The organism is Streptococcus mitis, assembly GCF_005144795.1.
Classification (GTDB): domain Bacteria; phylum Bacillota; class Bacilli; order Lactobacillales; family Streptococcaceae; genus Streptococcus; species Streptococcus mitis_BB.
Window position 1 is genome coordinate 1 of the sequence record NZ_SWFJ01000012.1, and the last position, 16,895, is coordinate 16,895.

A 16,895-nucleotide genomic window follows, 5' to 3' on the forward strand; every position below is an offset into this window, starting at 1 on the left:
CATATGATTCTTTCTAATGAGTTGTTTAGTCGCTTTTCATTATAGGTCATATGGGACTTTTTTTCTACACAAAAATAGGCTCCATAATATCTATAGGGGATTTACCCACTACGAATATTATAGAGCCTCTAATTATTGATTTAACAAAGAAAAGATTGAAAAACCACCCAAAATTGGGTGGTTAGTAATTTATTGTTGAGCTGGTTGAGGATTTTGGTTAGGCTGACCTTGATTGGTACTTGGTTGTTGTGTTACCGTATTCTCATTGGTTCCAGCATTGGGAGTAGCTGTATTTGCATTTGGATTTGGATTTGCGTTTGGTGTCGCTACACTTGACTGAGAGGTTGAGGTCTCTGGAGCCTGACTCGCAGGAGCGGGTGTAGAACTTTGTTGAGTAGCAGGAGCAGTCCATGTAGGACGAGCACCGTTCTTAAAGACATATTCTCCACTTCGATATAAGCCCTCAGGCATAGTCCAATCTCCAGGATGATTATCTTCAGAAAGATAAGTCATCATTGAGCGGTAAACCTTGGCTGCAACATAGAAGCCATCACCAACAATAGGAGTAAGACGATTTGAGTAACCCGTCCATACAGCCATCGAATATTTACGAGTATAGCCGACAAACATTTCATCTGGTGCAACATAGCCTGAGTTTTTGATATATTTCTCAATTTCTTCATCTGTATAGTTTGATGTACCAGTTTTACCAGCTTGAGGTAGCCATGGAAGATAGGCACCACGACCTGTTCCGTATGCTAAAACAGTTTTCATCATTTCTGTCATCATATAGGCAGTCGTCTCTTTCATAGCCCGAGTGCCAGGGTCAGAAAATTCTTTTGAGCTGCCGTCACTAAAGACAACTTTGTTAACATACATTGGTTTATGGTAGATACCACCATTTGCAAAGGCTGCATAGGCAGCTGCCATTTTCTCACTACTTGCTCCGTACTGTTTGTTGGATTCAGTTGTATTACTAGAGATAGCATTCGCATAGTGCATACTTGGATAATCAATACCAAGTCCGTTTAGGAAGGTTTTTGCTTTATCTAAACCGACCTTATTAAGAGTTTCAACCGCTGTGACATTACGTGATTGTTGAAGAGCATACTGGATAGTAATATTTCCAAAGTAACCTTTATCCCAGTTGTAAACAGGTGTATTTGTGCCAGGATAATTATAAGGTACATCGTGAACAATTGAAGCAGTTGAATCGTAGATACCGTATTCTAAGGCAGGAGCATAGTCTGTGATAGGTTTCATAGTAGAACCCCAGTCACGGTTGGTTTCAACGGCTTGGTTGACTCCGAAAGATACATTACTTGATTGGTGACGGGCACCTAACTGAGCAATGACTTTACCATTTGTTACATCTACGATAGTTGAAGCTACTTGGAGTTCATCATCAGGATAATTAACGTATTCATCAGTATTGTAAATATCCCAGAGATGTTGTTGAACTTCGGTGTCAACATTGGTGTAGACTTCCATACCAGTAGTTAGAAGGTTGTAGCCAGTTTCTTGTTCTACTTGATCAATTACTTCTTTAAGGTAATTGTCCATGTAAGCAGGATAGCTATTACCAGATTTTAGGCTTTGTAGACCTTCAGTAATTGGTGTGTTGATTGCTTTTTCATATTGCTCAGCCGTGATGAATTCTTGTCCCTTCATCTCAGATAGGACAAGATTACGTCGTTCTTGAGCTACTTCAGGATGAGAGTATGGGTCATACTGATTTGGAGCCTGAGGCATTCCTGCGAGGAGTGCTAACTGCGGTAAGTTCAAATCTTTAAGATCTTTCCCGTAGTAGTTCTGTGCAGCAGTTTGCATTCCATAGTTACCGTTTGACATGTAGACCTTATTAATGTAGTAGGTTAGGATTTCTTGTTTCGTAGCTTTTTGCTCTAGTTGAACAGCTAGCCAAGCTTCCTGAGCTTTACGTGATAAGGTTTGATCGGCAGTTGAAGTAGAGAAATAAGTCAACTTAATCAATTGCTGAGTTAAGGTTGAAGCTCCTTGGAGTCCCCCTCCACCTCGGAGATTTCTCAATGCTGCCCCAAGAATACGAATAGTATCAACTCCACGGTGATTAAAGAAACGATGGTCCTCAATAGAAGTAATAGCATTAACTAATTCCGTTGGAATTTCATTTGATTGCGCATTGACACGACGTTCTGCTCCAAGATCGGCAATCAGTTCGTCTTTGCTATCGTATATCTTACTTGAGGTTGTCGCGACTAGTTTACTTTCGGACAGAGACGGAGACTTGCTAACATAGTAGAGGAAAAGCCCTCCGCCTAGGACAACAGCTGCGATAAATACAGTTAAGAAGCCGATGCTTATATACTTAGCTATTCGCAGGATAGTTTGTTTGTTCATCTTGTTTTACCACCTAGTAAATGTTCTTTGATAATGTCGAGATAGGGAATTTGAGGAAAGGCGCCTTGCTCAATCAAATATCCATATTCTTGAATATATCCAAGTGGCATTGACTTTTGTCCCTTGTCTTGATAATAGAAACGAATCAAGTCAATAGCCGGCAATAAATAAGTTTCTTGCTGAGAAGAAAAGTGCAGGAGCACAAAGCAAATTCCTTGCTGGGCAAGGACTTGTTCCATGTGATGAATCTGGTGAAGGTGAAAATTCTTCATCGGAATCGCATGTTTCTGCCTAGTTTCCTTAGCTTCAAAGTCGATGTAGTATCCATCATAAACACCCGAATAGTCAGTAGTTGAAGCTTGTCTAAAGTAGGCTTCGACAATCTTTGCTCGACTTCGTTGTGGATAATCGACACGTACGATTTGGATGGGAGTGGGTTTCTTGTGGATAACAGCCAGCCCATGAGACAAGTAGTAGTCGTTCGTGGCATTAATCATCTTTTCAAAGGACATTCCTCTATTTGCGAAATTTTTAGTTTTGGATAGAGGAGTGTTTCTTTTTGATGATAAAATTTTATGAGGATAGTTGACCATAATTCTCCTTATTGGTACAATAACATCACTCTATTATATCATAAAATTACAAAGAAAGGGTTAAAAATGACTACAGCTTTAATTTTAGGATATTCAGCTTTTGATCTGGGACTTTATAATGATAAAGATCCTAGGTTGAAAGTGATAAAAAAAGCGATTCAAAAAGATTTAGAATCTATGGCTCAAGAAGGTGTGACTTGGCTTGTATTCACAGGAAATCTAGGATTCGAATACTGGGTATTAGAAGTAGCTCGAGAGATGAAAGAAGATTATGGCTTTCAGCTGGCGACAATATTTGATTTTGAAACTCATGGAAGTAATTGGAATGAAGCTAACCAAATAAAATTAAGTGAGTTCAAACAAGTTGATTTTGTAAAATATGCCTATTCAAAGTATGAACATAAGGGACAATTACGAGATTATCAACATTTTCTACTAGAAAACACGGATGAATCTTATCTATTTTATGATGAAGAAAATGAGACAAAATTACGGCATTTTTATCAAATGATGAAAAATCAAGAGAACTATTTTACAAGAAGGTTAACTTTTGAATCCTTAAATGAAATGGCAGAAAATTTTTCTGAAAAGTAAGCCTTTGACCTTGATTTTTGTTTGCCTTTTTTTATATAATAATACTAGCAACCGAGAATGGAGAGGGACATGGCAAGTATTATTTTTTCAGCAAAAGATATTTTTGAGCAAGAGTTTGGACGTGAGGTCCGTGGATATAGTAAGGTTGAAGTTGATGAATTTTTGGACGATGTCATCAAGGACTATGAGACTTATGCAGCTTTGGTTAAATCACTACGTCAGGAGATAGCTGATTTGAAGAGTGAATTATCTAGTAAACCGCAGGTTACTACACCTCAGCCGGATTCAATTGAGGTAACAAGCTCTACTTCAGTAACAAATTTTGATATTTTAAAACGCTTAAATCGACTTGAAAAAGAAGTGTTTGGTAAACAAATCTTAGATAATCAAGATTTATAATAGAACTATGGATGAGTGCAATTTTTGGATAATCGCGTGAGGAGAATTGCTTTTCATGAGGAAAGTCCATGCTAGCACAGGCTGTGATGCCTGTAGTGTTTGTGCTAGGCGAAATCATAAGCCTAGGGACGAGAAATCGTTACGGCAGTTGAAATGGCTAAGTCCTTGGATAGGTCAGAGTAGGCTTGAAAGTGCCACAGTGACGGAGTCTTTCTGGAAACAGAGAGAGTGGAACGCGGTAAACCCCTCAAGCTAGCAACCCAAATTTCGGTCGGGGCATGGAGTACACGGAAACGAACGTAGTACTCTGACTGCTATCAGCTGTAGGCTGTTAGTGGTAGACAGATGATTATCGAAGGAAGTGGTCCTAGTCACTTCTGGAACAAAACATGGCTTATAGAAAATTGCATATAGGTTGGGGCTGAGAAAATTTTCTCAACCTCATTTTTTAAAGTGAACAAAAGAAAGGTCTTACAAGACTGTAAAATGAAAAAAGAATTTAATTTAATCGCGACTGCTGCAGCAGGACTCGAGGCTGTTGTGGGACGTGAAGTGCGAGAGCTTGGCTACGATTGTCAGGTTGAAAACGGTCGTGTTCGTTTCCAAGGAGATGCAAGAGCCATTATCGAAACCAACCTCTGGCTTCGGGCAGCAGATCGTATTAAGATTATTGTAGGAACTTTCCCAGCTAAGACTTTTGAGGAGCTCTTTCAAGGAGTTTTCGCATTAGATTGGGAAAATTATTTACCGCTTGGAGCTCGGTTCCCAATTTCAAAAGCAAAATGTGTTAAATCTAAACTTCACAATGAGCCCAGTGTTCAGGCTATTTCAAAGAAAGCTGTTGTCAAGAAATTGCAGAAACACTACGCCCGCCCAGAAGGTGTTCCTCTGATGGAGAATGGTCCAGAGTTTAAGATTGAGGTCTCTATTCTTAAAGACATAGCAACTGTCATGATTGATACGACAGGGACTAGCCTCTTTAAACGTGGTTATCGTACGGAAAAGGGTGGCGCTCCTATCAAGGAAAACATGGCGGCAGCCATTTTACAACTTTCTAACTGGTATCCAGATAAGCCTTTGATTGATCCGACCTGTGGTTCAGGAACTTTCTGTATCGAGGCAGTTATGATTGCTAGGAAGATGGCACCAGGACTTCGTCGCTCTTTTGCATTTGAGGAATGGAACTGGATTAGCGATCGACTAATTCAAGAAGTACGTACAGAGGCGGCTAAAAAAGTGGATCGTGAACGGGAACTGGACATCATGGGCTGTGATATCGATGCACGTATGGTGGAAATTGCTAAGGCTAATGCCCAGGCGGCAGGGGTTGCAGGAGATATTACCTTTAAGCAGATGCGCGTGCAGGATTTACGTTCCGATAAAATCAATGGAGTGATTATCTCTAACCCGCCTTATGGTGAACGCTTGTCAGATGATGCAGGGGTTACCAAGCTTTATGCTGAGATGGGACAGGTCTTTGCACCACTGAAAACGTGGAGCAAGTTTATCCTAACTAGCGATGAAGCCTTTGAGACCAAGTACGGTAGTCAAGCGGATAAGAAGCGTAAGTTGTACAATGGAACCTTAAAAGTTGATTTATATCAATATTTTGGTCAGCGTGTTAAACGCCAAGAAGTGAAGTAGAAAGGATAAGATATGGATCAGAAGAGACGTGATTGGCATGAGAAACATGACCAAGAACCACAATTTGATTTTGATGAAGCTAAAGATTTGACAGTAGGTCAAGTTATTCGTAAGAATGAGGAAGTTGAAGCTGGGGTGCTTCCAGAAGATAGTATTTTAGATAAATATATAAAGCAACATCGTGAAGAGATTGAAGCAGATAAGTTTGAAACACGACAGTTCAAAAAAGAAGAGCTAGTAGCCACTCAAAGTTTAGAGGAATTGATTCAAGCAGTTCGAGAAACGAGTGATACTACTGCAGATGAGGAGTTAGGAGAAAAAGCCTCTACAGATGCTACAGACACAAATAGTTCAGACTTTGTTTTGCCTCCTCTAGAGGAAAAAAGTCAAAAGATAGAACCTCTAGTTGTAACTAGGGAAGGTGTTGATGAAGATGACGAGGTCCAAGAAGATGAGACAGTTTTACTGTCGAGAGCTACTGCTATAGAGCCAGAAACAGAAGCAGACTCTATAAAGAAACGAGTGATGATCATCGCTTCAGTACTGATTGCAATTGTTATCTTATTGGGGAGCTATTTTGTCTACCGTCAAATCTCACGTTCAAACCAAGAGATACAATCTTCACAATCAGCTTCAACCGACCAAGCTACGCAAACAGCATTACAAGAGTTTAATACTCTCTATGATGCCTTCTATACAGATAGTAACAAAACGGCTTTGAAAAATAGCCAGTTTGATAAGCTGAGCCAACTTAAAACCTTGCTTGATAAGTTGGAAGGTAGTCGTGAATATACGCTTGCAAAATCTAAGTATGACAGCCTTGAAACGCAAATTAAGGCTATTCAAGATGTAAATGCTCAATTTGAGAAGCCAGCTATTGTTGATGGTGTTTTGGACACTAACGCTAAAGCTAAATCGGATGCTAAATTTACAGAGATAAAAACTGGAAATACGGAGCTTGATAAATTACTAGATAAGGCTATTAGTCTAGGTAAGAGTCAACAAACAGCTCCTTCAAGTTCAAGCTCAAGTCAAGCAAGTTCAAGTTCATCAACAGAGAGGGCTACAGACAACACAAGTCCATCTTCAAGCGCCTCATCAAACAATTCAGTTTCTGCACGTGATGATAGCCATGGCGGTTTATCAAGTTCTGGAGTTGACCTCCAGAGAGCTTCGAGTCGTGTGCCGTTCAATCAATCGGCTGTTGATGATAGCAATAACTCTGCTTGGGATTTCGCGGATGGCGTCTTGGAACAAATCCTAGCGACTTCACGCTCACGTGGTTATATCACTGGTAACCAATACATCCTTGAACGTGTCAATATCGTTAATGGCAATGGTTATTACAACCTCTACACGCCAGATGGAACCTATCTCTTTACTCTTAACTGTAAGACAGGATACTTTGTTGGAAATGGTTCTGGACATGCGGATGCTTTGGACTACTAAGCAGTCGTTACAAAATTCTTTCTTTTCAAAAGTAAAAATGATAAAATAAAACAAATCAAATAAGAGGAGTGTCAAATGACAAAAGCTAACTTTGGTGTCGTAGGTATGGCCGTAATGGGTCGTAACCTTGCCCTTAATATTGAATCTCGTGGTTACACAGTTGCTATCTACAACCGTAGTAAAGAAAAAACTGAAGATGTAATTGCTTGCCATCCTGAAAAGAACTTTGTACCAAGCTATGACGTTGAAAGTTTTGTAAACTCAATCGAAAAACCTCGTCGTATCATGCTGATGGTTCAAGCTGGACCTGGTACAGATGCTACTATCCAAGCCCTTCTTCCACACCTTGACAAGGGTGATATCTTGATCGACGGAGGAAACACTTTCTACAAAGATACCATCCGTCGTAATGAAGAATTGGCAAACTCAGGTATCAACTTTATCGGTACTGGGGTTTCTGGTGGTGAAAAAGGTGCCCTTGAAGGTCCTTCTATCATGCCTGGTGGACAAAAAGAAGCATACGAATTGGTTGCGGATGTTCTTGAAGAAATCTCAGCTAAAGCACCAGAAGATGGCAAACCATGTGTGACTTACATCGGTCCTGATGGAGCTGGTCACTACGTGAAGATGGTCCACAACGGTATCGAGTATGGTGATATGCAATTGATCGCAGAAAGCTATGACTTGATGCAACACTTGCTAGGTCTTTCTGCAGAAGACATGGCTGAAATCTTTACTGAGTGGAACAAGGGTGAGTTAGACAGCTATTTGATCGAAATCACAGCTGATATCTTGAGCCGTAAAGACGATGAAGGTCAAGATGGACCAATCGTAGACTACATTCTTGATGCCGCAGGTAACAAGGGAACTGGTAAATGGACTAGCCAATCATCTCTTGACCTTGGTGTGCCATTGTCACTAATCACTGAGTCAGTATTTGCACGTTACATCTCTACTTACAAAGAAGAACGTGTACATGCTAGCAAGGTTCTTCCAAAACCAGCTGCCTTCAAATTTGAAGGAGACAAGGCTGAGTTGATTGAAAAAATCCGTCAAGCCCTTTACTTCTCAAAAATCATTTCATACGCACAAGGTTTTGCGCAATTGCGTGTAGCTTCTAAAGAAAACAACTGGAACTTGCCATTTGCAGATATCGCATCTATCTGGCGTGATGGCTGTATCATCCGTTCTCGTTTCTTGCAAAAGATTACAGATGCTTACAACCGTGATGCAGACCTTGCAAACCTTCTTTTGGATGAATACTTCTTGGATGTCACTGCTAAGTACCAACAAGCAGTGCGTGATATCGTAGCTCTTGCTGTTCAAGCTGGTGTGCCAGTGCCAACTTTCTCAGCAGCTATTACTTACTTTGATAGCTACCGTTCAGCTGACCTTCCAGCTAACTTGATCCAAGCGCAACGTGACTACTTTGGTGCCCACACTTACCAACGTAAAGACAAAGAAGGAACCTTCCACTACTCTTGGTATGACGAAAAATAAGTAGGTCTGCCATGGGGAAACGGATTTTATTACTTGAGAAAGAACGAAATCTAGCTCATTTTTTAAGTTTGGAACTCCAAAAAGAGCAATACCGAGTTGATCAGGTTGAGGAGGGGCAAAAAGCCCTCTCCATGGCTCTTCAGACAGACTATGACTTGATTTTATTGAATGCTCATCTGGGGGATATAACAGCCCAGGATTTTGCAGACAAGCTGAGTCGGACTAAGCCAGCCTCAGTTATCATGGTCTTGGACCATCGTGAAGAATTGCAAGATCAGATTGAGACAATCCAACGCTTTGCCGTTTCTTACATCTATAAGCCGGTTATTATTGACAATTTGGTGGCTCGTATTTCAGCGATTTTCCGAGGTCGGGACTTCATCGACCAACACTGTAGTCAGATGAAGGTTCCAACGTCTTACCGCAATCTGCGTATGGATGTAGAACATCATACCGTTTATCGTGGCGAGGAGATGATTGCTTTGACTCGTCGTGAGTATGATCTTTTGGCTACTCTTATGGGAAGCAAGAAAGTCCTGACTCGTGAGCAGTTGTTGGAAAGTGTCTGGAAGTATGAAAGTGCGACCGAAACCAATATCGTGGATGTCTATATTCGTTATCTACGTAGCAAGATTGATGTAAAAGGTCAAAAAAGCTACATTAAAACCGTTCGTGGTGTTGGTTACACCATGCAAGAATAGAGAAGCAGTTGCAGTTTTGTAACTGCTTTTTTGAGGGGTTTTCTATATATTGACATGCGGTTTGGTCTTTGCTATAATCAGTTATGGAGGATAGGTCTAATGAAAATAATAAAAAAATTGATGCAAATCGCATTAGCAGTCTTTTTCTTCGGTTTGCTAGCAACAAGTGCAGTATTGGCGGATGATGCTGATTCAGAAGGCTGGCAATATATACCTGCTCCACACAAAGGGGTTACGATTGGTTCTTCTCTGAGGCAAGATGTTACTTTTAGACCAGATTGGTTTTACTTTAGTCAAGATGGGGTACTACAAGAATTTGTTGGAAAGTAAATTTTAGAAGCAAAAACTGCTACAAACACCAACAAACATCATGGGGAAAAATATGATAGCCCAGCAGAGAAACGAGTCTATTATTTTGAAGATCAGCGTAGCTATCATACTTTAAAAACTGGTTGGTATCAAGATGGTTCAACTTGGTACTACCTAAATGCAAGTAATGGAGATATGAAGACAGGTTGGTTCCAGGTCAATGGCAAATGGTACTATGCTTATAGCTCAGGTGCTTTAGCAGTGAATACCACTGTAGATGGCTACTACGTTAACTATAATGGCGAATGGATTCAATAATGAAAGAGGCGATTGTGAAGGAAACAATCGCTTTTTTTGTGAAAATATAATAAAATAGATAGGAAAGAATAAATACTTGTGTGAAAAATAAGACGGTCTTTCCGTCTAGTAAAAGGATAACATGACAAAAAAAGTTGGTGTCGGTCAGGCACATAGTAAGATAATTTTAATAGGGGAGCATGCGGTCGTTTACGGTTATCCTGCCATTTCCCTGCCTCTTTTGGAGGTGGAGGTGACTTGTAAGGTAGTTCCTGCAGAGAGTCCTTGGCGCCTCTATGAGGAAGATACCTTGTCCATGGCAGTTTATGCTTCACTGGAGTATTTAGATATCACAGAAGCCTGCATTCGCTGTGAGATTGACTCGGCTATCCCTGAAAAACGGGGAATGGGTTCGTCAGCTGCTATCAGCATAGCGGCCATTCGTGCGGTATTTGACTACTATCAGGTAAATCTGCCTCATGATATATTAGAAATCTTGGTCAATCGGGCGGAGATGATTGCCCATATGAATCCAAGTGGTTTGGATGCCAAGACCTGTCTCAGTGACCAGCCTATTCGATTTATTAAGAATGTAGGATTTACAGAGCTTGAGATGGATTTATCTGCCTATTTGGTGATTGCTGATACGGGCGTTTATGGTCATACTCGTGAAGCTATTCAAGTGGTTCAAAGCAAGGGGAAGGATGCCCTGCCGTTTTTGCATGCCTTGGGAGAATTGACCCAGCAGGCAGAAGAAGCGATTTCACGAAAAGATGCTGAAGGACTGGGACAAATCCTTAGTCAAGCGCATTTACATCTAAAAGAAATTGGTGTTAGTAGCCCTGAGGCGGACCATCTGGTTGAAACGGCTCTTAGCCATGGTGCTCTGGGTGCCAAGATGAGCGGTGGTGGGCTAGGAGGCTGTATTATAGCCTTGGCAGATAATTTAACACACGCACAAGAACTAGCAGAAAGATTAGAAGAGAAAGGAGCTGTTCAGACATGGATAGAGAGCCTGTAACAGTACGTTCCTACGCAAATATTGCCATTATCAAATACTGGGGAAAGAAAAAAGAAAAAGAGATGGTTCCTGCTACTAGCAGTATCTCTCTGACTTTGGAAAATATGTACACGGAGACGACTTTGTCATCTCTACCGACGGATGCGACAGCTGATGCCTTTTATATCAATGGTCAGCTACAAAATGAGGCTGAGCATGCCAAGATGAGTAAGATTATTGACCGCTACCGTCCAGATGGTGATGGCTTTGTTCGTATTGACACTCAAAACAATATGCCTACCGCAGCGGGCTTATCATCAAGTTCTAGTGGTTTGTCCGCCTTGGTCAAGGCTTGCAATGCTTATTTCAAGCTTGGATTGGATAGAAGTCAGTTAGCACAGGAGGCTAAGTTTGCCTCAGGCTCTTCCTCTCGGAGTTTTTATGGACCATTAGGTGCCTGGGACAAGGATAGCGGAGAGATTTACCCTGTAGAGACAGACTTGAAACTAGCTATGATTATGTTGGTGCTAGAGGATGAGAAAAAACCAATCTCTAGCCGTGACGGGATGAAACTTTGTGTGGAAACCTCGACGACCTTTGATGACTGGGTGCGTCAGTCTGAGAAGGATTATCAGGATATGTTGGTTTACCTCAAAGAAAATGATTTTGCCAAGGTTGGGGAATTAACTGAGAAAAATGCCCTTGCTATGCACGCTACGACCAAAACAGCATCACCAGCCTTTTCTTATCTGACGGATGCAAGCTATGAAACCATGGACTTTGTTCGCCAGCTTCGTGAGCAAGGGGAATCCTGCTACTTTACTATGGATGCTGGTCCTAATGTCAAAGTACTCTGTCAAGAGAAAGACTTGGAGCATTTATCAGAAATCTTCGGTCAACGTTATCGCTTGATTGTGTCAAAAACAAAGGATTTGAGTCAAGATGATTGCTGTTAAAACTTGCGGGAAACTCTATTGGGCAGGTGAATATGCTATTTTAGAGCCAGGGCAGTTGGCTTTGATAAAGGCCATTCCCATCTATATGAGGGGCGAGATTGCTTTTTCTGATAGTTATCGTATTTATTCGGATATGTTTGATTTCGCAGTGGGTTTGACGCCAAATCCTGACTATAGCTTGATTCAAGAAACGATTGCTTTAGTGGAAGATTTCCTCGTTTATCGTGGGCAGACCTTGCGACCGTTTTCTTTGGAAATCCGTGGAAAAATGGAACGAGAAGGGAAAAAGTTTGGTCTAGGTTCTAGCGGTAGCGTCGTTGTTTTGGTCATCAAGGCTCTGCTGGCTCTGTATAATCTTTCGGTTGATCAGAATCTCTTGTTCAAGCTGGCTAGCGCTGTTTTACTCAAGCGAGGAGACAATGGTTCTATGGGAGACCTTGCCTGTATTGTGGCAGAGGAATTGGTTCTTTACCAGTCATTTGATCGCCAGAGGGTGGCTGCTTGGTTGGAAGAAGAAAATTTGTCGACAGTTTTAGAGCGTGATTGGGGCTTTTCAATTTCACAAGTGAAACCAACTTTAGAATGTGATTTCCTAGTGGGATGGACCAAGGAAGTGGCTGTATCTAGTGATATGGTCAAGCAAATCAAGCAAAATATCAATCAGAATTTTTTAAGTTCCTCAAAAGAAACGGTGGTTTCTTTGGTAGAAGCCTTGGGGAAGGGAAAAACAGAAAAAATTATCGAGCAAGTAGAAACAGCCAGCAAGCTTTTAGAAGGCTTGAGCACAGATATTTACACGCCTCCGCTTAGACAGCTGAAAGAAGCCAGTCAAGATTTGCAAGCTGTTGCCAAGAGTAGTGGCGCTGGCGGTGGTGATTGTGGTATTGCCTTGAGTTTTGATGAGCAATCAACTGAAACCCTAAGAAACCGTTGGGCCGATCTGGGGATTGAGCTCTTATACCAAGAAAGGATAGGACATGACGACAAATCGTAAGGATGAGCACATCCGCTATGCTCTTGAGCAGAAAAGTTCTTATAATAGCTTTGATGAGGTGGAGTTGATTCATTCTTCCTTGCCTCTTTACGACCTGGATGAAATCGATCTGTCGACAGAGTTTGCTGGTCGAAAGTGGGATTTTCCTTTCTATATCAATGCCATGACAGGTGGAAGCGATAAGGGAAGAGAAATCAATCAAAAGCTGGCTCAGGTGGCAGAAACCTGTGGAATTTTATTTGTGACGGGTTCTTATAGCGCAGCCCTTAAGGATCCAACAGATGCCTCTTTTTCTGTTAAGTCTAGTCATCCAAATCTCCTCCTTGGAACCAATATTGGATTGGACAAGTCTGTCGAGTTAGGACTTCAGACTGTAGAAGAGATGAATCCTCTCCTCTTGCAAGTGCATGTCAATGTCATGCAGGAATTACTCATGCCCGAGGGAGAAAGGTCGTTCAGAAGCTGGCAATCACATCTAGCAGACTACAGCAAGCAAATCCCTGTACCTATTGTTCTCAAGGAAGTGGGCTTTGGAATGGATGTGAAAACCATCGAAAGAGGCTATGAATTGGGCGTTCGAACCTTTGATATATCGGGTCGTGGTGGTACCAGCTTTGCCTATATCGAAAACCGTCGCAGTGGTCAACGTGATTACCTCAATCAATGGGGCCAGTCCACCATGCAGGCCCTTCTCAATGCCCAATACTGGAAAGACAAGGTCGAACTCTTGGTCAGTGGAGGGGTTCGCAATCCGCTGGATATGATTAAGTGCCTGGTCTTTGGTGCCAAAGCCGTGGGACTGTCTCGAACAGTTCTGGAATTGGTTGAAAGCTACACGGTTGAAGAAGTGATTGGCATTATTCAAGGCTGGAAAGAAGATCTGCGTTTGATTATGTGTGCCCTTAATTGTGCTACCATAGCCGATCTGCAAAAAGTAGACTATCTTCTTTATGGAAAATTAAAAGAAGCAAAGGATCAGATGAAAAAGGCGTAACCACCGCCTTTTTTCCATCCTCAGACTGAGGTGACTTTTTTGAATTGTGATAAAATAGAAGGGAGAGGATGCACCTATGAGAAAATTTAAAATCTTTTTATTTATTGAAGCCTGTCTTTTGACAGGAGCTCTGATTTTGATGGTATCAGAGCATTTTTCGCGTTTTCTGCTGATTTTATTCCTCTTTTTGCTTTTGATTCGCTATTACACTGGTAAAGAGGGTAATAATCTTTTTTTAGTAGTGGCAACCATTCTCTTCTTTTTTATCGTCATGCTCAATCCTTTTGTGATTCTAGCTATTTTTGTTGCGGTTATCTATAGCCTCTTTCTTCTTTATCCGATGATGAACCAGGAAAAAGAGCAGACCAATTTGGTTTTTGAAGAGGTGGTGACGGTTAAGAAGGAGAAAAATCGTTGGTTTGGAAATCTTCATCATTTTTCAAGCTACCAGACTTGCCAGTTTGATGATATCAATCTCTTTCGTCTCATGGGCAAGGATACCATTCATCTAGAGAGGGTCATTCTAACCAATCATGACAATGTCATTATTCTCAGAAAGATGGTAGGAACGACCAAAATCATTGTACCTGTAGATGTGGAAGTCAGTCTTAGCGTTAACTGTCTCTATGGTGATTTGACTTTTTTCAACCAGCCCAAGCGAGCCCTCCGCAATGAACACTATCATCAAGAAACAAGAGACTATCTCAAGAGTAACAAGAGTGTCAAGATTTTCTTGACCACTATGATTGGCGATGTGGAGGTGGTCAGAGGATGAAAAAACAAGCCTATGTAATGATTGCTCTCACCTCCATTTTGTTTGTCTTATTTTTCTCCCACAGCTTGCTGGAAATGCTTGACTTTGACTGGTCTATTTTCTTGCATGATATAGAAAAAACAGAAAAATTTGTTTTTTTATTATTGGTCTTCAGTATGTCCATGACCTTTCTCTTAGCCTTGTTTTGGAGAGGTGTTGAAGAGCTTTCTCTAAGAAAAATGCAGGCTAATCTCAAGCGTTTGTTGGCAGGGCAAGAAGTGGTTCAGCTTGCAGATCCAGATTTGGATGCCAGCTTCAAGTCCTTGTCAGGCAAACTTAACCTCTTGACAGAAGCTCTTCAAAAAGCTGAAAATCACAGTCTTGCTCAGGAAGAGGAAATCATCGAGAAAGAACGGAAGCGGATTGCTAGAGATTTGCATGATACAGTCAGTCAGGAGTTGTTTGCGGCTCACATGATTTTATCGGGTATCAGTCAGCAGGCTTTGAAATTGGATAGAGAAAAGATGCAGACCCAGTTGCAGAGTGTCACAGCTATTTTAGAAACTGCCCAGAAGGATTTACGAGTCTTACTCTTGCATTTGCGACCGGTTGAGTTGGAGCAGAAGAGTCTGGTTGAGGGGATCCAAATCCTCTTAAAAGAACTTGAGGATAAGAGTGATCTTAAGGTTAGTTTCAAGCAAAATGTAACGAAATTACCTAAGAAAATTGAGGAGCATATCTTCCGTATCCTGCAAGAGTTGATCAGCAATACCCTCCGCCATGCCCAGGCCTCTTGCCTAGATGTCTATCTCTATCAGACAGATGTTGAATTGCAACTGAAGGTAGTGGACAATGGGATTGGTTTCCAGTTAGGGAGCTTAGACGACTTGAGTTATGGACTGCGAAACATCAAGGAGCGAGTCGAAGATATGGCAGGGACAGTTCAGTTATTGACAGCTCCCAAGCAAGGGCTGGCAGTTGATATCCGTATTCCCCTGTTAGATGAGGAATGATAAAGGAGTAAAGATGAAAATTTTACTAGTAGATGACCACGAAATGGTCCGATTGGGCTTGAAAAGCTACTTTGACCTCCAAGACGATGTAGAGGTTGTGGGCGAGGCGGCAAACGGGTCTCAAGGTATTGACTTAGCCTTGGAATTGCGTCCAGATGTCATTGTCATGGATATTGTCATGCCTGAGATGAATGGGATTGATGCGACCTTAGCTATCCTTAAAGAATGGCCTGAAGCCAAGATTTTGATTGTGACTTCGTACTTGGACAATGAAAAAATAATGCCGGTTTTGAATGCTGGTGCTAAAGGCTATATGCTTAAGACTTCTAGTGCAGACGAACTACTCCATGCCGTCCGTAAGGTGGCTGCTGGGGAGCTGGCCATTGAGCAAGAGGTCAGCAAGAAGGTCGAGTATCACCGCAATCACATAGAACTACATGAGGACCTGACTGCGCGTGAGCGAGATGTTCTCCAACTCATCGCCAAGGGCTACGAAAATCAGCGTATCGCAGACGAACTTTTTATCTCTCTCAAGACGGTCAAGACCCATGTGTCTAATATCCTAGCCAAACTTGAAGTCAGCGATCGTACCCAGGCTGCAGTCTATGCCTTTCAGCACCACTTGGTGGGGCATGAGGAGTTTTAGATGAGTCTAGCAGATTTGTTTGTGGAGCTAGAAGCCGCAAAAGATTCTCAAAAAGCAGGGGCCATGGAAGCCTATATGCGCCATCAATTTTCCTTTCTAGGCATTGCGGCGCCTGAAAGAAATAAACTCTATAAAAAATACTTTCCAAAAGCGAAAAAAAACAAGGGCCATCGATTGGGATTTTTTAGATACTTGCTGGGAAAAAGAATCTAGAGAATACCAGTATGTGACTGCAAATTATTTGAAAGCCATGCAGTCTTATCTAACGGAGAACGATTTACCTAAGCTTGAGCGTCTGGTCGTCACAAAATCCTGGTGGGATACGGTGGATATCCTAGACCGAGTAGTAGGGAGTTTGGTGTATGACCGCCCTGAACTAGAAGAAATAATCTTAAAATGGAGCCTGTCAGACAATATCTGGCTGAGACGAGTCGCTATTGACCACCAGTTGTTAAGAAAAGAGAAGACCAATGTTCAATTAATGGAAAAGATTCTGCTTCATAACTTGAACCAAACAGAATTCTTTATCAATAAAGCCATTGGCTGGGCTCTGCGAGACTACTCCAAAACCAATCCAGCTTGGGTAGCAGGCTTCATTGAGAAAAACAAGGAAAGAATGGCTGACCTTAGTATCAAAGAAGCAAGCAAGTACCTCTAGCGTCATTGAAAAGCG

General features: G+C 41.6%; 15 protein-coding genes, 1 other RNA gene and 2 pseudogenes. 16 read left to right on the forward strand and 2 right to left on the reverse strand.

All coding sequences use genetic code 11. The annotated features are described in order from the left end of the window. Positions 1-189: 189 nt before the first annotated feature. Together pbp1a and recU are read right to left on the reverse strand one after the other, a co-directional pair. On the reverse strand, positions 190-2,379 hold the full coding sequence (gene pbp1a / locus FBF73_RS08485; RefSeq protein WP_136937542.1) for a penicillin-binding protein PBP1A: 2,190 nt from the start codon (positions 2,377-2,379) through the stop codon (positions 190-192). Next, positions 2,376-2,972: a Holliday junction resolvase RecU gene (gene recU, locus FBF73_RS08490; RefSeq protein ID WP_136937543.1), complete on the reverse strand. Its 597-nt coding sequence runs from the start codon at positions 2,970-2,972 to the stop codon at positions 2,376-2,378. The genes pbp1a and recU overlap by 4 nt, the downstream gene beginning before the upstream one ends. 66 nt (positions 2,973-3,038) lie before the next feature. Between recU and FBF73_RS08495 the strand changes: the two genes are divergently transcribed. From FBF73_RS08495 to FBF73_RS08575, 16 genes and pseudogenes are all read left to right on the forward strand, one after another. After that, a complete protein-coding gene (locus FBF73_RS08495; protein WP_124787540.1) occupies positions 3,039-3,566 on the forward strand; it encodes an SLOG family protein in 528 nt (175 codons plus the stop codon). Between the two features lie 69 nt (positions 3,567-3,635). Further along, positions 3,636-3,965 (forward strand): cell division regulator GpsB, encoded by a 330-nt coding sequence (gpsB, locus tag FBF73_RS08500; protein WP_124787539.1) that lies wholly within the window; start codon positions 3,636-3,638, stop codon positions 3,963-3,965. Positions 3,966-3,985: 20 nt separating this feature from the next. After that, an RNA gene (rnpB, locus tag FBF73_RS08505) (RNase P RNA component class B) lies at positions 3,986-4,367 on the forward strand. An 84-nt stretch (positions 4,368-4,451) separates the two neighbouring features. Continuing rightward, the gene (locus FBF73_RS08510) at positions 4,452-5,609 is read left to right on the forward strand and encodes a THUMP domain-containing class I SAM-dependent RNA methyltransferase (RefSeq protein ID WP_136937544.1); all 1,158 of its coding nucleotides are present in this window, start codon (positions 4,452-4,454) and stop codon (positions 5,607-5,609) included. A 12-nt stretch (positions 5,610-5,621) separates the two neighbouring features. Beyond that, complete coding sequence (gene mapZ, locus FBF73_RS08515; protein WP_136937545.1) at positions 5,622-7,058, forward strand: cell division site-positioning protein MapZ; 1,437 nt, start codon at positions 5,622-5,624, stop codon at positions 7,056-7,058. Positions 7,059-7,133: 75 nt separating this feature from the next. Next, positions 7,134-8,558: an NADP-dependent phosphogluconate dehydrogenase gene (gndA, locus tag FBF73_RS08520; RefSeq protein WP_000158778.1), complete on the forward strand. Its 1,425-nt coding sequence runs from the start codon at positions 7,134-7,136 to the stop codon at positions 8,556-8,558. A gap of 11 nt (positions 8,559-8,569) precedes the next feature. Continuing rightward, the gene (locus tag FBF73_RS08525) at positions 8,570-9,259 is read left to right on the forward strand and encodes a response regulator transcription factor (RefSeq protein WP_136937546.1); all 690 of its coding nucleotides are present in this window, start codon (positions 8,570-8,572) and stop codon (positions 9,257-9,259) included. A gap of 99 nt (positions 9,260-9,358) precedes the next feature. Further along, positions 9,359-9,886, forward strand: a pseudogene (locus FBF73_RS08530) (hypothetical protein). A 121-nt stretch (positions 9,887-10,007) separates the two neighbouring features. After that, positions 10,008-10,886 carry a mevalonate kinase gene (mvk, locus tag FBF73_RS08535; RefSeq protein ID WP_136937547.1) on the forward strand — a complete coding sequence of 293 codons (879 nt, stop codon included), beginning with the start codon at positions 10,008-10,010 and terminating at the stop codon, positions 10,884-10,886. Then, positions 10,868-11,821: a diphosphomevalonate decarboxylase gene (gene mvaD / locus FBF73_RS08540; RefSeq protein WP_136937548.1), complete on the forward strand. Its 954-nt coding sequence runs from the start codon at positions 10,868-10,870 to the stop codon at positions 11,819-11,821. Before mvk ends, mvaD begins: the two co-directional genes overlap by 19 nt. Further along, a complete protein-coding gene (locus FBF73_RS08545) occupies positions 11,808-12,815 on the forward strand; it encodes a phosphomevalonate kinase (RefSeq protein ID WP_136937549.1) in 1,008 nt (335 codons plus the stop codon). Before mvaD ends, FBF73_RS08545 begins: the two co-directional genes overlap by 14 nt. Then, positions 12,799-13,809: a type 2 isopentenyl-diphosphate Delta-isomerase gene (gene fni, locus FBF73_RS08550; protein WP_136937550.1), complete on the forward strand. Its 1,011-nt coding sequence runs from the start codon at positions 12,799-12,801 to the stop codon at positions 13,807-13,809. The genes FBF73_RS08545 and fni overlap by 17 nt, the downstream gene beginning before the upstream one ends. 76 nt (positions 13,810-13,885) lie before the next feature. After that, positions 13,886-14,584, forward strand: a complete 699-nt coding sequence (liaF, locus tag FBF73_RS08555; protein WP_136937551.1) for a cell wall-active antibiotics response protein LiaF — start codon at positions 13,886-13,888, stop codon at positions 14,582-14,584. Next, positions 14,581-15,576 carry a sensor histidine kinase gene (locus FBF73_RS08560; protein ID WP_136937552.1) on the forward strand — a complete coding sequence of 332 codons (996 nt, stop codon included), beginning with the start codon at positions 14,581-14,583 and terminating at the stop codon, positions 15,574-15,576. The genes liaF and FBF73_RS08560 overlap by 4 nt, the downstream gene beginning before the upstream one ends. Before the next feature lie 13 nt (positions 15,577-15,589). After that, positions 15,590-16,222 carry a response regulator transcription factor gene (locus FBF73_RS08565; RefSeq protein ID WP_077804270.1) on the forward strand — a complete coding sequence of 211 codons (633 nt, stop codon included), beginning with the start codon at positions 15,590-15,592 and terminating at the stop codon, positions 16,220-16,222. After that, positions 16,223-16,880 (forward strand): annotated as a pseudogene (locus FBF73_RS08575) (DNA alkylation repair protein). Positions 16,881-16,895: the final 15 nt, after the last annotated feature.